Source organism: Streptomyces koelreuteriae, from assembly GCF_018604545.1.
Lineage (GTDB): Bacteria > Actinomycetota > Actinomycetes > Streptomycetales > Streptomycetaceae > Streptomyces > Streptomyces koelreuteriae.
Window position 1 is genome coordinate 3,895,598 of record NZ_CP075896.1, and the last position, 24,341, is coordinate 3,919,938.

26 protein-coding genes are annotated in these 24,341 nt (G+C 71.7%); 15 read left to right on the forward strand and 11 right to left on the reverse strand.

Annotation, left to right across the window (positions count from 1 at the left end; all coding sequences use genetic code 11):
* Nucleotides 1-26 precede the first annotated feature (26 nt).
* Nucleotides 27-800 carry an SDR family NAD(P)-dependent oxidoreductase gene (locus KJK29_RS17420; protein WP_215120079.1) on the forward strand — a complete coding sequence of 258 codons (774 nt, stop codon included), beginning with the start codon at nucleotides 27-29 and terminating at the stop codon, nucleotides 798-800.
* Between the two features lie 314 nt (nucleotides 801-1,114).
* Here KJK29_RS17420 and KJK29_RS17425 read toward each other — a convergent pair whose 3' ends face one another.
* The gene (locus KJK29_RS17425) at nucleotides 1,115-1,759 is read right to left on the reverse strand and encodes a LysE family translocator (protein ID WP_215120080.1); all 645 of its coding nucleotides are present in this window, start codon (nucleotides 1,757-1,759) and stop codon (nucleotides 1,115-1,117) included.
* Nucleotides 1,760-2,184: 425 nt separating this feature from the next.
* On the opposite strand from KJK29_RS17425, the gene KJK29_RS17430 reads away from it, so the two are divergent.
* Complete coding sequence (locus KJK29_RS17430; protein WP_215120081.1) at nucleotides 2,185-2,808, forward strand: hypothetical protein; 624 nt, start codon at nucleotides 2,185-2,187, stop codon at nucleotides 2,806-2,808.
* Nucleotides 2,809-2,894: 86 nt separating this feature from the next.
* Here KJK29_RS17430 and KJK29_RS17435 read toward each other — a convergent pair whose 3' ends face one another.
* The 3 genes from KJK29_RS17435 to KJK29_RS17445 all read right to left on the reverse strand — a co-directional run bounded on the left by KJK29_RS17435 (nucleotide 2,895) and on the right by KJK29_RS17445 (nucleotide 5,511).
* Nucleotides 2,895-3,323 (reverse strand): ATP-binding protein, encoded by a 429-nt coding sequence (locus KJK29_RS17435; protein WP_251057842.1) that lies wholly within the window; start codon nucleotides 3,321-3,323, stop codon nucleotides 2,895-2,897.
* Between the two features lie 59 nt (nucleotides 3,324-3,382).
* Entirely contained in the window at nucleotides 3,383-4,225 is an 843-nt protein-coding gene (locus KJK29_RS17440; protein WP_215120082.1) for an RNA polymerase sigma factor SigF, read from the reverse strand.
* 302 nt (nucleotides 4,226-4,527) lie between these two features.
* A complete protein-coding gene (locus KJK29_RS17445; RefSeq protein WP_215120083.1) occupies nucleotides 4,528-5,511 on the reverse strand; it encodes an AraC-like ligand-binding domain-containing protein in 984 nt (327 codons plus the stop codon).
* A 253-nt stretch (nucleotides 5,512-5,764) separates the two neighbouring features.
* Between KJK29_RS17445 and KJK29_RS17450 the strand changes: the two genes are divergently transcribed.
* From KJK29_RS17450 to KJK29_RS17460, 3 genes are all read left to right on the forward strand, one after another.
* The gene (locus KJK29_RS17450) at nucleotides 5,765-6,538 is read left to right on the forward strand and encodes a polysaccharide deacetylase family protein (protein WP_215120084.1); all 774 of its coding nucleotides are present in this window, start codon (nucleotides 5,765-5,767) and stop codon (nucleotides 6,536-6,538) included.
* Between the two features lie 116 nt (nucleotides 6,539-6,654).
* A complete protein-coding gene (locus tag KJK29_RS17455) occupies nucleotides 6,655-7,857 on the forward strand; it encodes a 4-hydroxybenzoate 3-monooxygenase (RefSeq protein WP_251057843.1) in 1,203 nt (400 codons plus the stop codon).
* 79 nt (nucleotides 7,858-7,936) lie between these two features.
* A complete protein-coding gene (locus tag KJK29_RS17460) occupies nucleotides 7,937-9,637 on the forward strand; it encodes a methyltransferase (RefSeq protein ID WP_215120085.1) in 1,701 nt (566 codons plus the stop codon).
* 12 nt (nucleotides 9,638-9,649) lie between these two features.
* Here the strand turns inward: KJK29_RS17460 and KJK29_RS17465 are convergent, their stop codons facing one another.
* A complete protein-coding gene (locus KJK29_RS17465) occupies nucleotides 9,650-10,336 on the reverse strand; it encodes a DUF2848 domain-containing protein (protein ID WP_215120086.1) in 687 nt (228 codons plus the stop codon).
* Between the two features lie 162 nt (nucleotides 10,337-10,498).
* On the opposite strand from KJK29_RS17465, the gene KJK29_RS17470 reads away from it, so the two are divergent.
* The 3 genes from KJK29_RS17470 to KJK29_RS17480 are packed head-to-tail and all read left to right on the forward strand — an operon-like array spanning nucleotide 10,499 to nucleotide 13,015.
* On the forward strand, nucleotides 10,499-11,860 hold the full coding sequence (locus KJK29_RS17470; RefSeq protein WP_215120087.1) for an MFS transporter: 1,362 nt from the start codon (nucleotides 10,499-10,501) through the stop codon (nucleotides 11,858-11,860).
* Nucleotides 11,861-11,873: 13 nt separating this feature from the next.
* Complete coding sequence (locus KJK29_RS17475; RefSeq protein ID WP_215120088.1) at nucleotides 11,874-12,671, forward strand: carbon-nitrogen hydrolase family protein; 798 nt, start codon at nucleotides 11,874-11,876, stop codon at nucleotides 12,669-12,671.
* Nucleotides 12,668-13,015, forward strand: coding sequence for a cupin domain-containing protein (locus tag KJK29_RS17480; RefSeq protein ID WP_215120089.1), 348 nt, complete (start codon nucleotides 12,668-12,670; stop codon nucleotides 13,013-13,015). The genes KJK29_RS17475 and KJK29_RS17480 overlap by 4 nt, the downstream gene beginning before the upstream one ends.
* Here KJK29_RS17480 and KJK29_RS17485 read toward each other — a convergent pair.
* The 3 genes from KJK29_RS17485 to KJK29_RS17495 all read right to left on the reverse strand — a co-directional run bounded on the left by KJK29_RS17485 (nucleotide 13,012) and on the right by KJK29_RS17495 (nucleotide 14,441).
* Nucleotides 13,012-13,659 (reverse strand): GntR family transcriptional regulator, encoded by a 648-nt coding sequence (locus KJK29_RS17485; RefSeq protein ID WP_251057844.1) that lies wholly within the window; start codon nucleotides 13,657-13,659, stop codon nucleotides 13,012-13,014. The two genes, KJK29_RS17480 and KJK29_RS17485, sit on opposite strands and share 4 nt — an antisense overlap.
* Nucleotides 13,660-13,740: 81 nt before the next feature.
* Nucleotides 13,741-14,184, reverse strand: a complete 444-nt coding sequence (locus KJK29_RS17490) for a PIN domain-containing protein (protein WP_215120090.1) — start codon at nucleotides 14,182-14,184, stop codon at nucleotides 13,741-13,743.
* Complete coding sequence (locus KJK29_RS17495) at nucleotides 14,181-14,441, reverse strand: ribbon-helix-helix domain-containing protein (protein ID WP_215120091.1); 261 nt, start codon at nucleotides 14,439-14,441, stop codon at nucleotides 14,181-14,183. Before KJK29_RS17495 ends, KJK29_RS17490 begins: the two co-directional genes overlap by 4 nt.
* Nucleotides 14,442-14,649: 208 nt before the next feature.
* Between KJK29_RS17495 and KJK29_RS17500 the strand changes: the two genes are divergently transcribed.
* Nucleotides 14,650-14,928, forward strand: coding sequence for a glutaredoxin domain-containing protein (locus KJK29_RS17500; protein WP_215120092.1), 279 nt, complete (start codon nucleotides 14,650-14,652; stop codon nucleotides 14,926-14,928).
* Nucleotides 14,929-15,107: 179 nt separating this feature from the next.
* Nucleotides 15,108-15,284 (forward strand): hypothetical protein, encoded by a 177-nt coding sequence (locus tag KJK29_RS17505; RefSeq protein ID WP_251057845.1) that lies wholly within the window; start codon nucleotides 15,108-15,110, stop codon nucleotides 15,282-15,284.
* A gap of 83 nt (nucleotides 15,285-15,367) precedes the next feature.
* Here the strand turns inward: KJK29_RS17505 and KJK29_RS17510 are convergent, their stop codons facing one another.
* The 3 genes from KJK29_RS17510 to KJK29_RS17520 form a co-directional block, all read right to left on the reverse strand.
* On the reverse strand, nucleotides 15,368-16,024 hold the full coding sequence (locus KJK29_RS17510) for a DUF4232 domain-containing protein (RefSeq protein ID WP_215120094.1): 657 nt from the start codon (nucleotides 16,022-16,024) through the stop codon (nucleotides 15,368-15,370).
* A 175-nt stretch (nucleotides 16,025-16,199) separates the two neighbouring features.
* Nucleotides 16,200-17,126, reverse strand: a complete 927-nt coding sequence (locus KJK29_RS17515) for a YihY/virulence factor BrkB family protein (RefSeq protein ID WP_215120095.1) — start codon at nucleotides 17,124-17,126, stop codon at nucleotides 16,200-16,202.
* Between the two features lie 155 nt (nucleotides 17,127-17,281).
* Complete coding sequence (locus KJK29_RS17520; RefSeq protein ID WP_215120096.1) at nucleotides 17,282-17,941, reverse strand: fasciclin domain-containing protein; 660 nt, start codon at nucleotides 17,939-17,941, stop codon at nucleotides 17,282-17,284.
* Nucleotides 17,942-18,403: 462 nt separating this feature from the next.
* Between KJK29_RS17520 and KJK29_RS17525 the strand changes: the two genes are divergently transcribed.
* The 5 genes from KJK29_RS17525 (at nucleotide 18,404) to KJK29_RS17545 (ending at nucleotide 24,339) form a co-directional block, all read left to right on the forward strand.
* Nucleotides 18,404-19,696 (forward strand): NAD(P)/FAD-dependent oxidoreductase, encoded by a 1,293-nt coding sequence (locus tag KJK29_RS17525; protein ID WP_215120097.1) that lies wholly within the window; start codon nucleotides 18,404-18,406, stop codon nucleotides 19,694-19,696.
* A complete protein-coding gene (locus KJK29_RS17530; RefSeq protein ID WP_215120098.1) occupies nucleotides 19,690-20,460 on the forward strand; it encodes a DUF1365 domain-containing protein in 771 nt (256 codons plus the stop codon). Before KJK29_RS17525 ends, KJK29_RS17530 begins: the two co-directional genes overlap by 7 nt.
* A gap of 503 nt (nucleotides 20,461-20,963) precedes the next feature.
* A complete protein-coding gene (locus KJK29_RS17535; RefSeq protein WP_215124327.1) occupies nucleotides 20,964-22,235 on the forward strand; it encodes a class I SAM-dependent methyltransferase in 1,272 nt (423 codons plus the stop codon).
* Nucleotides 22,232-23,545 carry an SAM-dependent methyltransferase gene (locus tag KJK29_RS17540; RefSeq protein WP_215120099.1) on the forward strand — a complete coding sequence of 438 codons (1,314 nt, stop codon included), beginning with the start codon at nucleotides 22,232-22,234 and terminating at the stop codon, nucleotides 23,543-23,545. Before KJK29_RS17535 ends, KJK29_RS17540 begins: the two co-directional genes overlap by 4 nt.
* Nucleotides 23,542-24,339, forward strand: a complete 798-nt coding sequence (locus KJK29_RS17545; RefSeq protein ID WP_215120100.1) for a DUF1295 domain-containing protein — start codon at nucleotides 23,542-23,544, stop codon at nucleotides 24,337-24,339. Before KJK29_RS17540 ends, KJK29_RS17545 begins: the two co-directional genes overlap by 4 nt.
* Nucleotides 24,340-24,341 lie beyond the last annotated feature (2 nt).

Below are 24,341 nucleotides of genomic sequence, written 5' to 3' on the forward strand. Positions count from 1 at the left end.
AATGTTAGTAACTAACATTCGGTGGGGTGGACGGTGTGAGTGGTCAGGTCGGCAGGACGGCTTTGGTGACGGGTGCGTCGCGTGGCATCGGCCAAGCGATCGCAGCCCGGCTCGCGGCGGAAGGGGGCATGGTCATCGTGCACTTCGGCACGGACGAGAGCGGGGCGGCGGCCACGGTCGAGGCAGTGGAACGGGCTGGTGGGGCCGCCCGCGCCGTCCGGGCCGAACTGGGCGTGGACGGCGATGTCGAGACGCTCTTCGCCGGTGTCGAGGACTGCTTGTCCGGTAGACCGCTCGACATCCTCGTCAACAACGCCGCGGCCGCACCGGCCGGTCCGCTCGGCGCGACGACCCGGGCGGAGTTCGACCGCCTCTTCGCGGTCAACGTGCGAGCGCCGTATTTCATCGTCGAGCGCGCATTGCCCCTGCTGCGTGACGGCGGCCGGATCATCACGATCTCATCGGTGGCGACCCGGATGGCCAACTCGGCCCAGACGTCCTTCGCCATGACGAAGGCCGCGGTCGAGACGATGAGCAGGACCCTGGCCAACCAACTCGGGCCCCGGGGGATCACGGTGAACGCTGTCGCTCCCGGAGCCACCAGGACAGCGGCCAACGGAGCCGTCTTCGACGTGCCGGGCCTCGCCGAACAGATCACGGCTTTGACGGCACTCGACCGGCTGGGCGGGCCCGACGACGTCGCCGATGTCGTCGCCTTCCTCGCATCCGACGCCGCTCGCTGGATCACCGGCCAGGTCATCGACGCGAGCGGCGGCCTGTTCCTCGGTCCACGCGTCTGACCGACGACGGCGACGCGACGACCGGAGTGATCGCCCCCTTTTTTTCTTACGGTCACGGCTATGGGACCCGACCCTGCCCGCATCCACCACGTGGGCCACATCGTCGAAACCCGGCTCAGGCGATCAGCCTGTACGAGCGGCTGGGGTTCGTCATGCCACCGCCCAGCTGCCGGCCGGCGATGCCCGAGTGTCGGCCGGTTCGTGGCGAGTGTGGTGGGCTTGGCGGGGGTGAGTGATCTGCACCCGCGGGTGCCGTCACCGTCCCTGTATCGGCGCTCAGGGCAGGGTTGGTGTCACGGGCCCGCGGGCCTGGGTCAGGTGGAGACAGGAGTGCGGGACAGGGCGGTGCGCAGGACGAAGGCGCCGAGCAGGCCGCCTGCCGTGAACCGTTGGGCGGTCATGGCGCGGGGGCGGGCGGCCAGGAACCCCGACACCCGTGCCGCGCCCAGCATGATCAGGGCGTTGACGGAGATCCCCACGATGATCTGCACACCACCGAGCTGGAGCAGTTGCCCCCAGGCCGGACCTGCCTGCGGGTCCAGGAACTGGGGCAGGAGGGCGGCATACATCAGAGCGATCTTGGGGTTGAGCAGGTTGGTCAGCAGCCCCATCGAGAACAGGCGGGCGTCGGAGACCGGAGGCAGGTCCTGGGCCGGGGCGAAGGGCGAGCGGCCGCCGGGCTTGAGCATTCCCCAGGCGAGGTAGGCCAGGTAGGCGGCCCCGGCGAGCTTGACCACCGTGAACGCCACCGGCACGGCGGCGAACAACGCGGACAGGCCCGCAGCCGCGGCCAGCAGATAGCACACAAACCCCAGGGCGGTCCCACTGAGGCTGACCAGGCCCGCCCTGCGGCCCTGGGTGATCGCGCGGGAGGCGAGGTGGATCATGTTCGGTCCCGGGGTCAGGGCCATGCCCAGTTCGACCAGGGCCACTCCTCCGACTGCGGTCAGAGTGATCACCGGTCAGCCTCCTGGTCGTTCGTCGGGTACCCGATAGGGATGGGGGTCGCCCGGCTGCAAAGCACGGCAGCAACGCATCAGCAGCGTCTGCCTCGCCTGCTGCACAATACGGCCATGCTGCTCCCTTGTCGTCGTAGATCGCGACGGATGTGGGGGGCTGGAGGCGGTCGGCGGCGGTGAGTACGGCGGTGTGGGTGCCGTGGCCTGAAGTGGCCTGCGGGCGCGGGAGAGATCAAGGGCGCCTACACCGATGTTCAGGTCTATCCCACGCACACGACCAAGTAGGGGTCGCCGTCGGCCCGGTGGCTGATGAGCCTGGGCGACGCCGTGTCAGCAGGGCATGGCCGCGGTGTTGTCACTGGCGGGTGCGATGATCGCCGTGGTCGGCGAGGGCCGCGCTGATGTCTTGACTCCGGGGGGCTGGAATGGGCGTGTGGCGGGAGCTTTCCGCGCGGGTGGAGGAGCGGTTGGAAGCGGTGTCGGCCGGTGAACGGGGCGTGTTCGCGGCCGGGGTCGCGGAACGGCTGATGAGTCGGCACGAGGCGCTGCCCGTGGAGGAGCAGGCGCCGTTCACTGTGAGCCTGCGGCCGCTGCTGAATTCCGTGTGGGAGGGCGTTCTTGGTGATTCGACGGTCTTCTCGGCGGTGAAGCGCGGCGTGGCCGAGTACATGCTCAGCGAGTTCTGCCACAACGACGGTCAGGACGGGCCTGACGATGCGGACGAGCCCGCCGGGGCGGCAGTGTTGTATGCCGCGCATGCCTATCTGTTCGGGTGCCGGGATTTCGCCGTATGGACCAGCCGGCGGGCCGTGGAGGCTGTCGACCAGTATCTGGAGTACCTGGCCGGGCAAGAAGAGAACGAGGTTCCTGACCCGGACGAAGCGCTGGGTTTCGAGCTTCAGCGGCAGCTGCAGGATCTTGATCGCATCGCTCGCTACTCGAAGGATCTTCGTTACTCCAGCACGGGATTGCCTGTCGACACGTCGGTCCGGCTCCGCGTGGAGCTGCGTGCCCCGCTCTCCGGTCGGAATGAGTACGAGATCGGTTGAGGCAGCGTCCGGCAAACGCCCCCCCAGGCCCGCCAGGCCCGCCAGGCCCCAGGCCCCAGGCCCCAGGCCCCAGGCCCCCGCAGACCCTAGGCGGTCGTTGTCTCCCCGGCCGGCGGCGGCAGGCGGAAGCAGGCTGTGACCGACTTTCCGTAGGGGCAGGGGCGGGCCTCCCAGTCGTCCGCGAGGGCCTCGACGAGGAACATGCCCCGGCCGCCGAGGCGGTCGCGGCTGGGTTCGCGGGGGGTGGGCAGGGCGGTGTCGTCGTCGTGCACGGTGGTGTGCAGGCACTGGCCGTCCCAGGTCATCACGAGCCGGGCGCTGGAGTGGGCGTGCACATGGGCGTTGGTCACCAGCTCCGAGATGGCCAGCAGGACATCGTCCACCGTGCGTGAGGTGCTGCGGGACCAGGCGAGGGTTTCCAGATGCTCGCGCGCCCAGTCGCGTGCCGCCTTGGGACCGCTGCTCATCGGGATCGAGCGGGCCCAGCCCACCGCCCGTACTGACGCTTGGTCCACTGCGTCTCCTCCTTGCCAGGATGCCGCTGTGCCGCGCACGCGCGGGGTCTCAACCAGGCTCACGCGTCGGTGAGCATGCCTTCGCGCAGGCGGGCCAGCAGGCGGGAGACCAGACGCGAGACGTGCATCTGCGAGTAGCCGAGGCGTTCGCCGATCTCCTTCTGGGTGAGTTCCTCGACAAAGCGCCAGTGCAGGATCTGCCGGTCGCGTTCGTCGAGTTCGGCGATCATCGGGGCCAGGGCGTGGAAGTCCTCGACCAGTTCGAGGGCGGTGTCCTCGGCGCCGATGAAGTCGGCCAGGACCGTTTCACCGTCCTGGCCGGTGTTGATGGCCGCGTCCAGGGAGGAGGAGTTGTAGCCGTTGGAGGCCAGCCGGGCCTCGCGGACCTCCTCCTCCGGCAGGCACATCAGCTCGGCCAGTTCCTTGGTGGTCGGCGTGCGGCCCAGCCTGCTGCGGAGTTCCTCGGTGGCGCGGGTCAGCTGGGCACGCGCCTCCTGCAGACGCCGGGGCACGTGCACGGCCCAGGAGGTGTCGCGGAAGAACCGCTTGATCTCGCCGACGATGTACGGCACGGCGAAGGAGGTGAACTCGACCTCGCGGGTCAGCTCGAACCGGTCGATGGCCTTGATCAGGCCGATCATGCCGACCTGGACGATGTCCTCCATCTCGCCCGGACCGCGGCTGCGGAACCGGCCGGCCGCGTAGCGGACGAGGGACATGTTCATCTCGATCAGCGTGTTGCGCGCGTACTGGTACTCGGGAGTGCCCTCCTCCAGTACGGCGAGCTGGTCGAAGAACAGCTTCGACAACTCCCGTGCGTCCTTGGGCGCCACCTTCGAGGGGTCCGCTATCTCCGGCAGGCCGGTGGCGGTCTCAGCGACAGCGTGCACGGTTGTCGTCATGATCTGTTCTCCCAGTCGGCCGACCTCTGCGATCGTCGGCTCGGGCCGACGAAGCCGCGTCTACCCCGTTTTTCGCGGCGCACTCTCCCGGAGCATGCCGGTCGGCGGAGAAGCTGCCCATGCCGTCTCGGGTCTCGCGTGACTTCGCAGTCCACCCCCGTGGGACTGAGTGATCGCGCTGAGGGCGCAGGGCGCTTGGGCAGCTCCCTCCCGGATCGGATCCGGGTGACCGACATCAACAGGGTGCCGGGTGCTCGACGGGCTTTCGATAGCGGGCAGTCCACAGCTGATTGGCATGGCGTCTACTCGGGGAGGCGCAGGTGGGTTTTCTGGCGGTAGTCCCTCGGGGGGATGCCGTAGGCGGAGCGGAAGGCGCGGGTGAAGTCGGCGGGGCGGGGGAAGCCCCAGCGGGCGGCGATGGCGTGGATGGGGGTGGTGGCGAGGGCGGGGTCCGCGAGGTCGCGGCGGGCGTGGTCCAGGCGTTGTGTGCGGATCCAGGCGGCGATGGACTGCTCTTCGTGCGCGAAGAGTCGGTACAGGTAGCTGCGGGATATGTGGTGCGCGGCGGCGATGGCGGCGGGGTTCAGGTTCGGGTCGTGGAGGTGGTCCCGTACGAAGGCACGGATGCGCAGGACGAGTGTCTGCTGTCGGGTTTCCGGTGGGAGGGCGTTCTCCGTTTCGAGGGCTTGGGCGAAGAGCGCCGACAGCAGGTCGACCGCCACGGACCCGAGCCGCGGTCCGTCGGAGGGCTGGTAGGCGTCGGTGCCTCGTGCGAGCTGTGTGAGGAGTTGTCTCAGCAGGGAGCCGAATCCTTCCCGGACCGACAGGTGCAGACCGGTCACGTGGTTCAGCCGGTTCCGTGGCAGGGGCAGCAGCGCCTTCGGGACCTCAAGGCCTACTCCCGTATGGGGGAGCGAGCCGTCGCCGCCGTGGACGTCGACGGTGCGCGACGTGTCGACGACGCACAGGCTGTCGGGGCCGTACTCGGACTCCTCCTCGTCCCGCACGGTGCGCAGCGCCCCGCTCAACGGCAGCGACACGTGCAGGCCCTCGGGGTCGGACTGCCGGATCAGCTTCGGCGAGCGCCGGAAGCACACCGGCTGGAACGTGGTGGGCCACACGGACACGGCACCGAGGTCCAGCACACGTTGAGAGGCCCGGAAGTCCGCCCGGTGGTCGCTGCGCAATTCGAGCGGAGCATGGGTCCGGCTGACCAACTCGCGCCAGCAGTCGAACCGGTCCGCCGCCGGCACGTCGTCGCTCCGGAACACCGTCTCGTTCAGCATGTCCCTCCTCGCCGCCTCATGGGTCCTGGCCCGGGGTGCCTCCTACCCCTCCCCGAGGAAAGGTAGGTCAGCGGCGCGTGCTGTTCCGAAGCCGGCGCTCAGGGGGTGGCCCCGCCGAGTTGTCCCCGCTCTCCCCCGAGATTGTCCGTGCTCGGTAACGGAGGGATCCCCCGGCCGCCGCTTCTCGTCATGCCAGGTGGTCGCACGGTGACCGGGCAGCATCGGTGAGGAACTGCGGGAGAGCGGGGCGGACATGGCGCGGCACGGCGGCGGGCGGGGCTGGTACGGCAAGGTGGTCGGGGCGGCGCTCGGGGTGACGATGCTCGCCACCGGTGCGTCGGTGTGGACCGCGCAGGCCGGTGCCACGGGCGGCTCGGCGCCGAATGCGAGCGCATCGGCCGCCCCCGGCGGTGACGTCGAGCCGGTCGCGGCGGGCATCGCGCACGCCTCGGACAAGGGAGCGCGCGGTGTCAACATCACCATCGACGACGGCCCCGACCCTGTGTGGACCCCCGAAGTGCTCGACGTGCTGCGGGAGTACGGGGTGAAGGCCACGTTCTGCATGGTGGGGACGCAGGCACAGGCCCACCCGGACCTGGTGAAGAAGGTCGTCGCGGCCGGGCACCGGCTGTGCGACCACTCGGTGTCGCACGACACCACCATGGACAAGAAGTCCGAGGCCTACCAGTCGCGGCAGATCCTCGACGCCGAACGCATGATCACCAAGGCGTCCGGGGGCGTACGGCCGATGTACTACCGGGCGCCCGGCGGGGCCTTCACCCCCTACAGCCGCAAGCTGGCCGCCTCCCGGGGCATGCGCCCGCTGGGCTGGAACGTCGACTCCAAGGACTTCGAGCGGCCGGGCACGGACGCCATGGTCGCCACCGTCGAGCGGGAGTTGTCCAACGGGCCGACGATCCTCTTCCACGACGCGGGCGGCGAACGCTCCCAGACCGTCGAGGCCCTGCGCCGGATCCTCCCCTGGCTCAAGGAGCAGGGCTACTCCTGCGGCTTCCCGGTGCGCTGAGGACCATGGCCCCGACCACCAGGAATGCACCCGAAATGGGTAATGCGAGCGCGACCTTCCTCGTTCAGGTGATTTTCGTCAAGTAAGCCACTTCACGGGATCTACTATCCCGTCTCGTGACAGACAGGCAGACCCGGAGCACGGCCGACGTGGTCGTCCTCGGGGCCGGACCGGCCGGGCTCGTGCTCGGGAATCTTCTTCAGGAGCGAGGGGTCGACTGCGTCGTCCTGGAGCGCGCCGAGCGGGGTCACGTCCAGACGCGGGCGCGTGCCGGGTTCCTGGCGGCCAACACCGTGCGGATCCTGGAGCGGCACGGGCTGGCCGAGGGGCTGCGGCGGCGGGGGCGGGCGCACAGTGTGTGTGAGTTCCGCAGCGCGGACGGCCGGTTCCGGCTGGACTACGGGGGGCTCGGGCTCGGGGAGCGGCACACCGTCTATCCCCAACAGCAGCTCGTCACCGATCTGTTGACGCGGTTCCTCGTCGGCGGTGGACGTGTCGAGTTCGGCACCGAGGCCGTGGCCGTATGCGACGCCGACACCGAGCGGCCCTCCGTGAGCGTGCGCGAGGCGGAAGGGCGGCCCGGGCGGTGGCGGGCGCGGTACGTGGCGGGGTGTGACGGGCGGTACGGCGCGGCCCGGCGGTCGCTGCCGGACGGCTCGGTGCGCCGGTACCACTGCGACCACGGCGTGAGCTGGCTCGGACTGCTCGCCGAGGCGCCGCCCAGTCTCGACGCGGTCGGGTACGCCGTGCACGAGCGGGGATTCGCCGGGCACATGGCGCGGACCAGCGAGATCACCCGGTACTACCTGCAGTGCGAGCGCGGTACGGCGGCCGACGCCTGGTCCGAGGAGCGGATCTGGGACGAGCTGGAGCTGCGGATGCGGGGCGCGGAGTACGGTCCGCTGCGGCGGGGCCGGATCGCGCGGCGGGGCGTCGTCGACCTGGAGTCCGATGTCCTCGAACCACTGCGGCACGGTGCGCTGTTCCTCGCCGGCGACGCCGCCGGTCTCATCAGCCCCTGCGCGGCCAAGGGCGCCAATCTCGCGGTCCTGGAGGCCGAGATCCTCGCCGACGCCCTGGTCGACGATCTCCTCCACGGCGACTCCGCGGGGCTCGACGCCTACTCCGCGCGGTGCCTGGCCCACATCTGGCGTGCGCAGGAGTTCTCGGACTGGATGATCCGGTTGCTGCACAGTCCGTCCGGTGCGCCGGAGGGCCCCTCGCCGTTCCATGACTCGCTGCGGCGCTCCCGCATCGCCTCGCTGCGTACGTCGCGCAGCCACCAGGACTGGTTCGCCGAGCACTACGTCGGTGTCTGAGGTCCCTCCCCGTTCCCCCCGTTTCCCCCCGTTCCCACCCCTTCTTCCCTCCCCCGCGATCTGAATGAGGATCCCCGCAATGATCACGACGTTGTCGGGCGACACGTCCCGCCTGCTCGCGACGGTCGACTTCGTCAAGGAGCAGGACACCGCCGCCCTGCTCCCGCTCCTGTTCCCCGGGCTCGACGGTCCGGAGCTGCGGTCGCTCGTGGAGCACTGCCGCTTCTCCCATGCCGCGCTGCTCGTCTTTCCTTCGGACGAGACGGAGTTGCGCGCCATGCTCGCCGACTGCGGGCTCGTCGCGGACCTGCCGGGGCGGCCGAGTGTCGTCGTACGCGAGCGACTGGCCGTACGGCATCGGCGGCCCGCCGCCGAGCTGGACGTCGGGATCCTGCGGCCCGATGTGGCCGGGGCGGACGGGGAGCACCGTACGGTCGAGGTGTTCGCGCTGACCGTGCCGCCGGGGTCGGGGCTGGAGGAGATCGCCGCGTGCGAGCGGGAGCGGCAGCACGAGGCGCATGTCGCCTTCGAGGTCGTGGCGCCCGATCCGCTGGTGCTGCGCGGCCTCGCCTCGACGTTCGCGCGCTACGGTGCCGTCCCGGACGGCGGCGGCTACAACCCGCACGAGAACGGCACGGTCTTCTACTTCGGCGCGTCCGCCGAGGCCAAGGCCGGGTACCGGCGCCTGGAGCTGTACGTCCCCGGCGACCACCGCGACCTGCTCGCCGACCACCTCGACGGGCATCGCGCACGGCAGCCCGCCGAAACGCTCCTGCGGCTGCTGACCGGGGCGTGGACGACCCAGGCGCTGGCCACGTTCGCTCAGCTCCGGGTGCCCGACGCCATGGACGGCGAGCGAGCCGTCGGTGTCGAGGAACTGGCGCGGACCGTCGGCGCGCGGCCGGGGAAGCTGGCGACGCTGCTGCGCTATCTCGCGATGCTGGGCGCGGTGGAGGAGGGGCATGACGGTTTCCGGCTCACCGAGCCGGGCGCGCTGCTGCGTGACGGCGTCCCGGGGTCGATGCGGGCGCTGGCGCTGATGTACGGCGGCCCGTTCTACGAGTCCTTCGCCGCGCTCGGGCACACCGTACGCACGGGAGAGGTCGCCTTCGAGCACGTCTTCGGCGAGAACCACTTCGACCATTTCGCCCGCGACCCCGAACTCGCCGAACTCTTCGACCAGTCCATGGCCGCCGGGTCCGCCATGTTCGACCCGCTCCCCACGCATCCGGCGCTCACCGCCGCGGCCGAGGCACCCGCCGGGGGCACGGTCGTGGACATCGCGGGCGGCAACGGGGAGCTGCTCGGCCGCGTCCTCGCCGCGCACCCGCGTCTGCACGGGGTCCTGCTGGAGCGTCCGCACGCCGTCGAAGCCGCCCGCCTGCGGCTGGAGGAGGCCGGTCACGGTACGCGGTGCGCCTTTGTGACCGGCGACTTCGCCGACGTGCCCGCGGGCGGTGACGTCTACGTCCTGTCCCGCGTCCTGCACGACTGGGACGACGAGCGCTGCCGCGAGATCCTGCGGCACTGCGCCCGCGCGATGCCCGAGCACGCCGATCTGCTCGTCGTCGAGCGTGTCCTGCCCTCCGACGGCTCGGTGTCGCTGGCGACCGCCTGGGACGTCCACATGATGTGCAACGTCGGCGGGCGCGAACGGCAGGCCGGTCACTACGGCCGTCTTTTCGCCGACGCGGGGCTGGCCCTGGTGGGCCGGGCCCCGCTGCCCCTGGACGGCAATGTGCTGCACGTCAGGAAGGCCCGGCCCACCTCGGCGGGGTGACGGCAAAGAGCTTCAGCCGATGGGGGCCGGCATCGGCTGGACGTCGTAGTCGAGGCGGATCGTGTCTCCGGTGGCGGGGTCGGCGAGCTCCACGCTCCAGCCCTCGGCGAACTGGTCGACGCCGGGGGTCATGGGGATGGTGCCGGAGATCAGGACGGTGCCGGGCGTGAGCGCGTCGCGTGAGCGCAGGACGTCGACCCAGTAGGCGGGGGCGAGGAGCTCGGCGAGGGTGCCGTGCTGGATCTCCGTCGGCTGATCGCCGTGGGTGACCCAGGCGCGCAGGGTGAGATCGTCGAGGCGGGACTCCACGTCGGCCAGCCGCCAGGCCCGGCGGGCGAGGACATCGGGTCCCGCGTTCTTGCTCCAGGCCACGCCGTGCACCTCCAGGTCACGGTCAGTGTGGTCGCAGGCGGCGGTCAGCAGCAGCTCCCCGCCGTCCGCCACGACGAGCGCCCACTCCGCCTCGCCTGAGGTGCGCGCGTGCTGCGCGTGGACCCGGTCGGTCTGCTGGGCGAGGTAGGGGGAGACGGGGTAGAGGGCGGGCGTCACGGACGGGCCGGGCACGCCCAGCTCGGCGAGTTCCGCGACGTGGGCGGCGACGTCCTCCTGGCTGCGTCCGGCGTATCCGGCGTTGAGGACCTGGACGACGTCGACCTCGCGCGTCGATCCGTCGGGCAGTTCGAAGGTCAGCACGGCCATGGGGCACTCCCAGAGATCGGGTCCGCAGATCGGGTACGAGGTGAAGTTCTCGTCGCGCGGGGGTTGCGCATACGACCTGTATACAAGAAGTATGCCGGAAGGTCGATGTCCCCCGACGCCCCCGAGCAGTCCCCGAGCAGTCCCCGAGCAAGGATGGGAACCATGTCCGACACCCCGAAGGACGTCGCGAAGGCGTCCGCTCGGCACTCCGGCGTCCGCCGGGCCTTCGTCGCGAGCCTCACCGGCACCGCGCTGGAGTGGTACGACTTCGCCGTCTACTCCGCCGCGGCCGCCCTGGTCTTCGGCGACCTGTTCTTCCCTTCGGAGGACCCGCTCACCGGCACGCTCCTGGCCTTCTCCACCTACGCGGTCGGCTATGTGTCCCGCCCGCTCGGCGGGTTCGTCTTCGGCCGCCTCGGTGATGTGATCGGCCGCAAGAAGGTGCTGATCGCCACACTTGTGCTCATCGGCGCGGCGACGTTCCTGATCGGCGTCCTGCCCACCTACGCGACGGCCGGTGTCGTCGCCCCGATCGCCCTGGTCGTGCTGCGCTTCGCGCAGGGCGTCGGCGTCGGCGGCGAGTGGGGCGGTGCCGTACTGCTGTCCAGCGAGTTCGGGGATCCACGCCGCCGCGGCTTCTACGCCTCCGCCGCCCAGGTCGGCCCGCCCGCCGGAAACCTGCTGGCCAACGGCGTCCTCGCCGCCCTCGGGGCGCTGCTCACCGAGGCGCAGTTCGAGTCGTGGGGCTGGCGTGTGGCGTTCCTGTTCTCCGGCGTCCTCGTCGGGTTCGGGCTGTGGATCCGGGCGAAGCTGGAGGAGACCCCGGTGTTCAAGGCGATGGAGGCCGAGCACTCCCGGCCCGAGGCGCCGATCCGCGAGGTGTTCACCACCCAGCCCCGCGCCCTGCTGGCCGCGATCCTGTGCCGCGTCGGCCCCGACGTGCTGTACGCGATGTTCACCGTCTTCGTCCTGACGTACGCCACCAAGGAACTCGGCATGTCCCAGGGCTCCGCCCTCGCGGCCGTGCTCATCGGCTCCTCGATCCAGGTCTTCCTGATGCCACTGGCCGGCGCCCTGTCCGACCGGGTCAACCGGCGGCTGCTGTACGGCGCCGCCTCGGTGGCCGCCGGGGTGTGGCCCTTCGTGTTCTTCCCGATGATCGGCGGCGGCACCTGGCTGCCGCTCGCCACGGGGGTCGTCGTGGGCCTGGTGATCCACTGTTGCCTGTACGGCCCGCAGGCCGCCTTCATCACCGAGCAGTTCGAGCCCCGGCTGCGCTCCACCGGCTCGTCCCTGGCCTACACCCTGGCCGGGATCATCGGCGGCGCCATCGCCCCACTGCTGTTCACCAGCCTGCTGAGCGCCTACGGCACCTGGGGGCCGCTGGCCGTGTACATCGCCCTCGCGTCGGGCATCTCCCTCGTCGGCGTCTGGCTGGGGCGCGACCCGGAGGCCGCCGTCGACGAGGACGCCGCGCTCGCCGCGCCGAAGACGCCGCAGCCGGCCGACGCCACCCGTCTCTGAGGAGGAACAGATCGTGCGCATCGCCCTGAGCCAGCTCACCACCGGCCCCGACCCGGAGAAGAACCTCCTGCTCATCGAGGAGTGGACCCGGCGGGCGGCGGACGCGGGAGCCCGTGTCGTCGTCTTCCCGGAGGCGTCGATGGCCTGCTTCGGCACCCCACTGGCACCGCTCGCCGAGCCCCTGGACGGACCGTGGGCCGACGGCGTACGCCGGATCGCCCGCGACACCGGCACGGTCGTCGTGGCCGGCATGTTCACCCCGGCGGCAGGGGACCGGGTGGTCAACACCCTGCTCGCCACCGGGCCCGGGGTGGAGGCGTCGTACGACAAGATCCACCTCTACGACGCCTTCGGCTTCCGTGAGTCCGACACCGTCGCCGCGGGCTCGGCCCCGACGGTCATCGACGTGGACGGCGTACGGCTGGGCCTGGCCACCTGCTACGACGTCCGCTTCCCGGAGCTGTTCCGGGCGCACGCCGACGCGGGAGCCGTCGCGACCCTGCTGACCGCCTCCTGGGGCGCGGGGCCGGGGAAGGTGGATCAGTGGGAGCTGCTGGTGCGGGCCCGGGCGCTGGACGCGACCGTGTGGCTCGCCGCCGTCGACCAGGCCGAGCCGGGCCCCGGTTCCGCCCCGGGTTCCGCGCCCACGGGGATCGGGCACAGCCTCGTCGCCGGACCCGACGGGACCGTACGGCACGCGCTGGGCGCCGAGCCGGAGCTGCTGGTGGCGGACCTGGACGCCGACGAGGTCGCCGCGGTGCGGCAGCGGATCTCCGTGCTGGCGAACCGGCGCCCGGAGCTGTGGGGATGAGCAAGCCCGAGCTGGAGTTCCACCTCCCCGACGGTCCCTGGCGGGCCCCGGCCGGTGCCGGGCCGGGGGTCGAGGAGCGGGTGCTGGCCGACGACCCGGAGCACGGATCCCGTACGGCGCTCGTCCGCTGGGCGCCGGGCACGGACACCTCGGCGGACGGCGTGGCCCGCCACGACTTCTGGGAGGAGGTCTACCTCGTCGAGGGAGCGCTGCACGACCTGACGCTCGGCCGGACCTTCACGGCGGGCATGTACGCCTGCCGCCCGCCCGGGATGCCGCACGGGCCGTGGACGTCCCCGGACGGGGTCACCATGCTGGTGATCACCTACCCGGACTCGCCCTAGCCCGCGAGCAGCACCTTCAGCGTCGACTCCAGGTGGTGGTCGATGGCGGCACAGGCGGCCTGCGCGTCACCCGCCTCCAGGGCGTCGAGGATCGCCTCGTGCTCCCCCAGCACCGCTTCCTGGCGTCCCTGCTGGTTGAAGAGGGCGACGACTCCGGTACGGACCTGGCGGCTGCGCAGGCCCTCGTAGTGCCGGTCGAGGAGGGCGTTGCCGACGGCGGAGACCAGGGCCGCGTGGAAGCGGTGGTCCACGTCGATGAACTCCTTGGCCTGGTCGGCACCGGTGAGCTCACGCTGCCGCTCCAGCAGCGACCGCAGCTCGGCCACCGGCGCTCCCCCACCGGAGACCAGCTCCTGGGCGGCGTACCGCTCGACGATGCCCCGCAGCTCCATCAGCTCACGGATCTCCCGCCCCGTGAGCGGGGACACGCGGGCACCCCGCTTGGGCACCAGCTCGACGAGATCCTCGGCGGCGAGCTGCAGCAGCGCTTCCCTGATGGGCGTCCGCGAGACACCGATCCGGTCCGCCAGCTCCTGCTCCGACAGAAACGCACCCTGCATCCCGGGATTCGTCAGCACCGTGTCCTTGAGATACGCGTACGCCTTCTCCCGACCGGACTTCACGGCAGCCCCCAGCTCTCGCATACACCTTGTATACGGACGCTACCACGGGGCTTGCGCGGGGGAGTCTCCGGCGAGAAAGCGTCCGCTGTGGAGGATCTCGTGTCAGAGCGGGAGGTCGTCGGGAAGGACGCGGAACGTCTTGTGCCGGCCCAAGGGCCGTACGGCCCGGAAGTGACAGCGGTCGAGGGTGAGGATCGCGTCGGTGTCGTAGTCGGCGGCGAGAGCCACGTTCACCGCGTCGGCGAGGTCCAGGTCGAGCGCTCCGTAGCGGCCTCGAACGGATTGGGCGGCGCCCAGGTGATCCTCCGTGATCTCGGGCAGGACGACGCGGCCCCGGCTCATCCAGCGTCGGAGATCGTCGACAGCGCTGACGGCGGCCTGTCTGCCGAGCTCGCGCGTGGCCACGTGGTCGAATTCCGCCAGCAGGAGGGGGGACATGACCAGAAGACCGGCCGCCATGATCGCCTCGTTGGCCGCCCCGTGCTCGGGGTGCGTCGAGTCGAGTGCGGCCAGGAGCCCGGAGGTGTCCGCGATGACGATGATCACGTGGCGGTTCCGGAGTCCGTCTCACTGCGGACCGCGTCGGCGACCGCGTCGCGGACCTCGGTCCTGGACGATGTACGCCCCGAGCCCTCGAAGGTGCGCGAGAACAGCGGCTCGTCCCAGACGCGGTTCGCCATGGCCGCGAGATGGATGCCCTGGCGGATGATCTCGGCCTCGCTTATGCCCCGCCGCTTGGCCGCCTCCTTGATGATCGCCAGGTCCTCGGGGTCGGCGTAGACGTTCGTGCGCTTCATGGACATGTACCAAGGTTAGTCCATGTTGGGCCGACGGCTGGAAGTCGTACAAGAAGGTCGTCGGGGCCGGCGACCCCAACGGCGATGGCGTCGGCGCCCTGTATCGCAACAGCGGAGACGGCAGGGGGTCGTTCGGCGGTCGTACGAAGATCGCGACGGGCCGGCAGGGGTGCGAGGCCGTCGTGCAGGATGTCCGGGAGCGAGGGAGAGACTTGTGTCCGAGGAGACTGGTGGGGTCGTCATCTACTGGCGTCCCCTGTGTACGTACTGCATGAAGCTGCTGACGCAACTCCGCTTCACCCGGCTCCGATACACCAAGGTCAACATCTGGCGGAACCCGGACGCGGCGGCGTTCGTGCGGTCGGTCGCCGGGGGGAACGAGAAGGTGCCCACGGTGACCGTGGCCGGGCGGGCCATGGTGAATCCCTCGAAGCGGGAGCTTCTGGAGGCGGTCGAGGCCTACGCGCCGCATCTGTTGCGCGAGAACGGCTGATCGCCTCGGCGGTGGGCGAGTTGCGGGCAACTCACCTCCACAGTCACCCGTTAGAGGGACCGTTGACCTTGACCGGGGTGCTCAACGGCCCTGCCGGCGGCGGAGAGGGCCACTATGAGTGCAAGCAGCAACGAGCACCAGGAGGTACCGCAATGACTGTGGCTCCAACTCGCTCTGTAGTGTCCATCGCTCGCCCGAGGAGCTGGGCGGCCCTGCTCATCGTCATCGTGATCGTCTATGGGCCGGCGGCGCAGATCCAGGACGTGCTGACCGGTCTGATCGCTCTGTCGGCAGTGCTCGTATCGGGCTCGGCGGTGCGGGCCGTGTCGGCGCCCCGGCGGCAGATGACCGTCTGAGAACGGGCCGGGCTGGAATCCCCGCCGGAGGAAAGGGCCGGACCACCCAGTGGTCCGGCCCTTTCGCCTGGTTGTCCCCGGTGTCAGCCCGAGAAGGGAACCGCGTCGGTGGGGGACGTGTGCCAGCTGGTGACGATCGGCTTGTCGACGACGAAGGAATCGACCTTCAGGGACTCCGGGTTCGGGTCGTCGTTGGCGACGGAGACGATGAGGCTGTCGAGTTCCTTGCCGGTGTCGCCGTTGGTGGTCTTGGGGTTGACGCCGGCGTAGGCGGTGACGCCCTCGCGCAGGGTGATGGGCTGACCCGCCGACTGTTCCGCCGGTTCGGCCTCCGTGCCGTCCGAGCCGAAGGCGACGACCGGCAGTTCGGCGGGGAGGACGCAGGTGATGCCGGACTTGGCCGTGGCCTTGATCAGGAAGTAGCCACCGGCCTGGTCCTCGGAGCTCACGCTCCAGGAGATGTCGTTGGTGCCGCAGCTCTGGCCGTAGCCCTTCTTGTCGCCGGAGGAGTCGCCGTCGGCCGTAGCGGACTTGTCCGACGACGAGCCGCCGCCGGTGGACTTCGATGTGCCCGAGTCGCCGCTGTCGCTGCCGCCCGACGCCGTCGGGCTTGCCTGGCTGGAGGATGCCGCCGGGGAATCCGACGCCGACGACTCGTCACCGCCCCCGCACGCGGTCATCAGCAGGCCCGAGCCGATCACGGCGGTGACGGCGAGGGCGGTGCGCAGACGACGGTTCATCGCGGAAATCCTCCAAGGGACGACAAGTGCGGGACACCAAGCGATCGGTAAGGATCGGTGGCGATCGGTAGCGATTGATGTCTCGCGTTTACGATCATCAAGACGGTCGCTCCCGGGCACCGGTTCACGCCGTCTCACGTCCCGGACATCGCCGTCACGTGCCTGTGACACAGCCTCAGACGGGGCGGCGTTCGGACTCCGGCTCCCTCAGTTCGGCGGTGAACTGCGCGCCCGCCAGCAGCGCCAGGTTGGACAGCCACAGCCAGACGAGGAAGACCACGACGCCGGCGAGGGAGCCGTAGAGCTTGCTGTAGGTGCTCAGCGCGGAGGCGTAGAAGGCGAAGCCCGCGGAGACGGTGAGCCACAGGGCGGCGGCGAGGGCTCCGCCGGGGAGGCTGTGGCCGCGGGTGCGGGCCTCCCTGGGGCCGGTGTGGAAGACGATGACGACCAGCAGGGCCACCACGCACAGCAGGACGGGCCAGCGCAGCAGGCTCCACGTCCAGGCGGCCATCGTGCCGAGGCCCAGATAGCGGCCGATGCTCTCGGCGGCCGGGCCGCTCAGCAGCAGGACGAGGGAACCGACGACGAGCAGACCGAGCAGGGCGAGCGCGGTGAGCAGGATGCGGTGCGCCTTGCGCCAGGGCGAGCGGCTGTCGGCCACCCGGTGCATACGGTGCAGGGCCCGGCGGAAGACGGCGAGGTAGCTGGAGGCGGACCACAGCGCGCTCACGATGCCGCCGAACAGCAGGGTCCAGACGGCCGAACCGTCGTGCAGGGTACGGGACAGCACGTCGTGCAGGGGCGCGCCCGACTGGCCGGGCGCGTAGGCGGTGACATGCGCGATGAAGGCCTCGGCCGTGCCCGGGCTGATCCGGCCGAACGCGACGGCCGTGACGAGCAGGGCGGGCAGCACGGCCAGGATGGCGTAGTAGGTGAGGGCCGCGGCGAAGTCCGACACGTCGTCGTGCCACATCGACACCGGGGTGCGGCGCAGGGCGGCGGCCCAGAGCCGGGCGGGCGGGTCGCCCGGCCGGGAGGCGGTGCCGGCGGCGGTGCCCGCGGCGGGGCCGTGGGCTGCCGGGGAGTGCGGTTCAGCGGACATGGGGGGCCTGACGTGCGGACGTGCTGAGGCGGACGTGGGTACCGACACTGTAGGCGGCCGGTGCGACCGGGTGACGTCGTGCCTCGGGGGCGGCTGCTCTCACGGGGTCGGCGGGGCACCGTCGGTACGGTGCCCCGCCGTGTCCGCGTGGGCCGTCAGCTGCCCGGCATCAGGACGGTGTCGATGATGTAGACGTTCGCGTTGGCGGTCTTCACATGGCCGCACACGACCTTCGCGGAGTCGTTCACGGTGTACGACTCCCCCGAGCCCGACGTGGTCAGCTTCGACTTCTCCAGCGTGTCGAAGGAGCCGTTCTCCAGGTCCTTCGGCGTGAGCTTCTGGCCGACCACGTGGTAGGTGAGGATCTTCGTCAGCTCGGCCTTGTCGTTGAGGACCTGGTCCAGGGTCGCCTTGGGGATCTTCGCGAAGGCGTCGTTCGTGGGCGCGAACACGGTGATGTTCTCGGCGTTGTTGAGGGTGTCGACCAGTCCGGCCTTCTTCACCGCCGTCACCAGGGTGGACAGGGCCGGGTTGTTGGACGCGGCGGTGGCCACCGGGTCCTTGGCCATGCCGTCGAAGGAGCCGGCGCCGTCCGCGGGCACCGATGAGCAGGCCGGGCCGAAGGGCTCGTCGGAGGAGGCGGCGCCGGAGCCGTCCATGCCGGCGGCGGACGCCGGGGCCGACGCCTTGGCGGAGGAGTCCGCCTTCGCCGAGTCGCCGCTGTCGCCGCCGCTGCCGGAACAGGCGGTCAGGGCGAGGGGGAGGAAGGCGGCCGCGGCCACGGTCACGGCGACACGGCGGATACGGGTGTTCATGGTGTTTCTCCTGGTGGTGGGGGGCGTGCGGGTGGGTTGACGGAGGGGGCGGGGGCTGGGGGCGACCGCCCTCGGCGGCCTGCCAGGGGCCGCGCCGAGGACGGGGAGGGCGGGGCGGGCGAGGAAGGCGTCCCGGCCGTGGATGCGCGGCCGGCATCGCGTCGCGTCCACCTTCGGCACGACGTCGCGCGGCTTCTTCTCGTCCTGCGTCACGTGGGGAATCCGGCCCCGGGAAGGGGGCGGATTGGTCGGACCGCTCGTTCGGATGAAGTCGTCCTCGCGACCAATCCGGGGGCGGATCCGCTCCGTATTCCACGGCCGACCCGGCATCCGTACGGCGTCCGCGCCCGGAAGTACCTGGTAGCGGGCGGGTCCAATCCGCTCGCGCGGCGGCTCCGGATTACGCGCGGGACCCATGTCGGAGTCCGGGTCCGTGTCCAGGTCCGACCAGGAGGAGAGGCGATGTCACAGGAGCCGGGAAACGCCGCCCGGGAGCGGCGCCGCACGGCCGTGATCGGGAGTGGGGTGGCGGGGCTGACCGCCGCGTACGTGCTCGCCCGGGCGCATCACGTCACGCTGTTCGAGGCCGACGACCGGCTCGGCGGGCACGCCCACACCCACGAACTGACCTCGACCGGCGGCGGCGCGACGTACCGCGTCGACTCCGGCTTCATCGTGCACAACCGCCGCACCTACCCGAACCTCCTGCGCCTCTTCGACGAACTCGGCGTCGCCACGCAGGAGTCGGAGATGAGCATGTCGGTGCGGTGCGAGGGCTGCGGTCTGGAGTACGCCGGTGCCCGTGGCCCCGCCGGACTGTTCGCCCGGCCCCGCAACGCCCTGCGCGGGGCCTATCTGCGGATGCTCACCGAGGTGCCCGCCTTCCACCGGGCCGCCCGGCGGCATCTCGCGCGAGAGGCGGAGCAGGCCCTCACCCTCGGGGAGTTCCTGGACGCGGAGGGCTTCTCGCCGTACTTCCGCACGCACTTCATGACCCCGCTCGTGTCGGCGGTGTGGTCCTGCGACGCCGGCATCGCCCTGCGCTACCCGGCCGCCTATCTGTTCCGTTTCCTGGAGCACCACGGGCTGCTCTCGGTGAGCGGCTCTCCGACGTGGCGCACCGTGACCGGCGGCTCCCGCACGTACGTCGAGCGGGTGGCGGAGCGGCTGGACGAGGTGTGCATGGCGGCTCCGGTCCGGGCCCTGCGGCGGCATCCCGACGGCGTCAGCCTCACCACGGGCGACGGCACCACACGGTCGTACGACTCGGTGGTCCTCGCGACCCACCCCGACCAGGCCCTGCGGCTGCTGGCCGATGCCACGCCGGAGGAGAAGGAGGTGCTCGGCGCCTTCTCGTACTCCCGCAACAGCACGCTCCTGCACACCGACACCCGGCTGCTGCCGCGTGCGCGCGGGGCGCGGGCGTCGTGGAACTACCTGATGCCCTCGTGCGGGGCGGGCGCCGACCGGGTGCGGGTCAGCTACGACATGAACCGGCTGCAACGGCTCGACGCCCCCGAGACGTTCGTCGTCACCCTCGGCGGCGAGGACCGTGTCGATCCCGGGCTGGTGCGCGCCCGCATGGTCTACGAACACCCCGTCTACACCCCGGAGTCGGTGGCCGCGCAGCAGCGGCTGCCCGAACTGGCGGGCCCCGTCACGGCGTTCGCGGGCGCCTACCACGGCTGGGGTTTCCACGAGGACGGCTGCCGGTCCGGGGTGGCGGCCGCGGCGGCGCTGGGGGTGCGATGGTGACGACGCCCATATCCACGCCCGCACCCACGCTCGCCCCCGCCCTCTACCGCTGCGCGATCGCCCATGTGCGCACCGCGCCCCTGCGGTACGCCCTGCGCCACCGCACCTACATGTGGCTCGTCGACCCCGACCGGCTCCCCGAACTTCCGCGTGCGCTGCGCCCGTTGGCGCGCTTCGATCCGCGCGACCACTTCTCCGGCGAGCACCCCACCGTCCGCGCGGGACTGGACGCCTTCCTGGCCGGCCACGGGGTGCGGCTGGACGGCGGCCGGGTCGTGATGCTCACCCACGCACGGGTCTTCGGATACGTCTTCAATCCGCTCACCGTCTACTGGTGCCACGGGCCCGACGGCACCGTGCGCTGTGTGGTCGCCGAGGTCCACAACACCTACGGCGAACGCCACTGCTATCTGCTGCGCCCCGACGCCTCGGGGACGGCGGAGGTGGGCAAGGAGTTCTACGTCTCGCCGTTCTTCCCCGTCGACGGCCGCTACCGCATGCGCCTGCCCGCCCCCGGGGAGCGGCTCGACCTCACCGTGCACCTGGAACGGGAGGGCGGCAGACCCTTCACCGCGACCGTGCGCGGGGCGCGTCACGAAGCCCGTACGGGAACGCTGCTGCGGCTGGCCCTGCGCCGGCCCTGGTCCACGCTCGCCGTGTCCGCCGCCATCCGTCTGCACGGCATCCGCCTGTATCTGCGCGGACTGCCCGTCCGGCCCCGACCCGAACACCGGACCCCGAACCACAGGGAGAACGCAGCATGACGACAGCCGAGCTCCGACCCGGCGACACGGGCCGGACCACGGCCGTGCCCCGCAAGGCCGATACCGAAGCCGTGCCCGCCGAAGCCGGTGCCGTGCCCGGCGAAGCCGGTGCCGTGCCCGGCGAAGCCGGTGCCGTGCCCGGCGATGCCGAAGCCGTGCCCGCCGAAGCCGGTGCCGTCCCCGCCGAAGCCGGTGCCGTCCCCGCCAAAGCCGGTGCCGTCCCCGCCAAAGCCGGTGCCGTCCCCGCCGAAGCCGGTGCCGTCCCCGCCGAAGCCGGTGCCGTCCCCGCCGAAGCCGGTGCCGTGCCCGCCGAAGCCGGTGCCGTGCCCGCCGAAGCCGGTGCCGTGCCCGGCGATGCCGAAGCCGGTGCCGTGCCCGGCGATGCCGAAGCCGAAGCCGTGCCCGCCGAGGCCGGTGCCGTGCCCGGCGATGCCGAAGCCGTGGACGCCGAAGCCGGTGCCGTGGACGCCGAAGCCGGTGCCGTCCCCGCCGAAGCCGGTGCCGTGCCCGCCGAAGCCGGTGCCGTGGCCGCCGAGGCCGGTGCCGTGGCCGTGGACGCGGCCCGCTGGCCCGACGTGGCCCGGCCGCCGAAGGCCTCCCGGGCCCGGACCGCGATCACGGCAGCCGTCGTACGACGGGCCCTGCGGGACCTGCCGCTGCACGTCCGCTTCCCCGACGGCACCTCGCTGGGGAAGGGCGGCCCCGTACTGGACCTGCGCGACCCGCGGGCCTTCCACGCCCGTGTGGGCAGCCAGGGCCTGGTCGGCTTCGGAGAGTCGTACATGGCCGGCGAGTGGGACGCGCCCGACCTGGTCGCCGCGCTCACCGTGCTCGCGGCGCGCATGGGCGAGCTGATCCCCGCCCCGCTGCAACGGCTGCGCGGGGTGTGGGCGCAGCGCCGCCCGGACGCCCAGCGCAACACCCCGGGCGGCTCCCGCACCAACATCAGCAGCCACTACGACCTGTCCAACGACCTCTTCGCGCTGTTCCTCGACGACACCCTCAGCTACTCCTCGGCCCTCTTCCGCGGCTTCCCCGCCGACTGGGACCTGCTCGCCGCCGCCCAGCACCGCAAGATCGACCGGCTGCTGGATCTCGCCGACGTACGGGAGGGCACCCGGGTGCTGGAGATCGGCACCGGGTGGGGCGAGCTGGCCATACGCGCCGCCGCGCGCGGCGCGCACGTCACCTCGCTCACCCTCTCCCGTGAACAGGCCGCCCTGGCCCGGGAGCGCGCCGCGGCGGCCGGTGTCGCCGAGCGGGTCTCGGTGGAGCTGTGCGACTACCGCGAGGCCCGCGGCACCTACGACGCCGTCCTGAGCGTGGAGATGGTCGAGGCCGTCGGCGCGGAGTTCTGGCCGGTCTACTTCCGCGTCCTCGACGAACGGCTCGCCCCGGGCGGACGCGCCGCACTCCAGGCCATCACCATGCCCCACGAGCGGATGCTCGCCGCCCGGGACACCTTCACCTGGATCTCCAAGTACGTCTTCCCCGGCGGCCTGATCCCCTCCGTGGAGGCCGTCGCCGAGACCGTGCGCGACCACACCCAGCTGAGCGTCACCCGCCGGGACGCCTACGGCGCCCACTACGCCGAGACCCTGCGCCTGTGGCGCGAGCGTTTCACCGGGCGCGCGGACGAGGTCGCCGCGCTCGGCTTCGACGAGACGTTCCGCCGGCTGTGGACGTTCTACCTCGCCTACTCCGAGGCCGGATTCCGCTCCGGCTACCTGGACGTGCAGCAGTACCTGCTCACCAAGGAGGCCACGCCCCGATGACTCCCCCCGCCACCCTCACCCGGCCCGGCGCCGCCCACCGCCTCGTCTCCGCCGCCGAGACCGCGCTCGGCGGCCCCCTCCCGGTGCGGGTCCGCACCTGGGACGGCAGCGAGGCAGGGCCGGACGGCGGCCCGGTGGTCGTCGTACGGTCCCGGCGCGCCCTGCGCCGCCTGCTCTGGCAGCCCGGCGAACTGGGCCTGGCCCAGGCGTACGTCACGGGAGAGCTCGACATCGAGGGCGACCTCGGGGACGGGCTGCGCCGTCTGTGGGCCGCCGCGCGGGAACGCGGACGGCACACGCCCCGGCTGAGCGCCGCCGACCGCGCGCGGGCGGCCGGCACCGCCCTGAGCCTCGGTGCCGTCGGCCCGCCGCCCGCCCCGCCGGCCTCCCAGGCGCGGCTGCGCGGCGGTCTGCACAGCAGGGCCCGCGACCGGGCCGCCATCAGCCACCACTACGACCTGTCCAACGCCTTCTACCGGCTGCTCCTCGACGAGACGATGGCCTACTCGTGCGGCTATTGGGCGAGCGAGGCCCCCGGCTTCACCCCGGCCGACTCCCAGCGCGCCAAGCTGGAGCTGATCTGCCGCAAGCTCGGCCTGGTGCCCGGCGCCCGGCTGCTCGACGTCGGCTGCGGCTGGGGCTCGCTCACCCTGTACGCCGCCGAGCGGCACGAGGCGCGCGTCACCGCCGTGACCCTGGCCCGGGAGCAGGCGGCGTACGTCCGTGAGCAGGTGCGCGAGCGGGGTCTTCAGGACCGGGTGGAGGTGGTGTGCCAGGACTACCGGGACATCACGGGCGGCGGCTACGACGCGGTCGCCACCGTCGAGATGGGCGAGCACGTCGGGGACGCCGAGTACCCGGCGTTCGCCGCCGCCCTGCACCGGCTGGTGCGGCCGCTGGGCCGGGTGCTGGTGCAGCAGATGTCGCGCGGGCGGAACGCGCCCGGGGGCGGTGCCTTCATCGAGGCGTACATCGCGCCCGACATGCACATGCGGCCCGTGGGCGAGACGGTCGGGCTGCTGGAGGGGGCCGGGCTGGAGGTGCGGTCCGTGGAGTCGCTGCGCGAGCACTACGTGCGGACGATCAGCGCCTGGCACCGGACCCTGGAGGAACGCTGGGGCGATGTCGTGGCGCTCGTCGGAGAGGAGACCGCCCGGGTGTGGCGGCTGTACCTGGTCGGCGGGGCGCTGGCCTTCGAGGAGCGGCGTATGGGAGTGGACCAGGTGCTGTGCGTACGGCCGACGGCTGAGGGGTGCGGTGGGATGTCCCCGACGCCCGAGGACTGGTACACCGGGCTGGAGGGGCCGTGAACGGGTTCGCCTGGGGCGCCTTCGCGACCGGCCTCGCCTGGTCGGCGGGGGCCGCTCTCGCCGTGATGCTGGCGACCTTCGCCGTCGCCGTGCGCAAGGGCCTGCACCGGATCGTCGACGTGGCCTGGGGGCTCGGATTCACCGCCGTGGCCGTGGCGTCCTTCGTGGCGTCGGCGGGCACCGGTGACCCGGGGCGGCGGATCCTGGTCACCGTGCTGACGGCGGTGTGGGGGCTGCGTCTGGCCCTGCACATCGCCCGGCGCGGGCGCGGGCACGGCGAGGACCCGCGCTACGAGAAGATGCTGGCGAAGGCGCCCGGCAACCGGAACCTGTACGCGCTGCGAGTCGTGTATCTGCTCCAGGGCGCCCTGGTGTGGCTGGTGTCGCTGCCCGTGCAGGCCGCGCAGTACATCACCGGGCCGATGACGGCGTTCGCCGCGGCGGGCGCCTTTCTGTGGGCGGTCGGGATGTTCTTCGAGGCGGTCGGGGACGCCCAGCTCGCCCGGTTCAAGGCCGATCCGGGGAACAAGGGCCGGATCATGGACCGGGGGCTGTGGAGCTGGACCCGCCATCCCAACTACTTCGGAGACTTCTGCGTGTGGTGGGGCCTGTTCCTCATCGCCTGCGACGCGCCCGCCGCCGCGGCGGCCGTGCTCGTGTCGCCGGTGGTGATGAGCCTGCTGCTGACCAAGGGCAGCGGGAAGCGGCTGCTGGAGCGGCACATGGCCGAACGTCCGGGGTATGCCGCGTACGCGGCCCGGACCAGCGGCTTCTTCCCACTGCCTCCCAAGTGAGC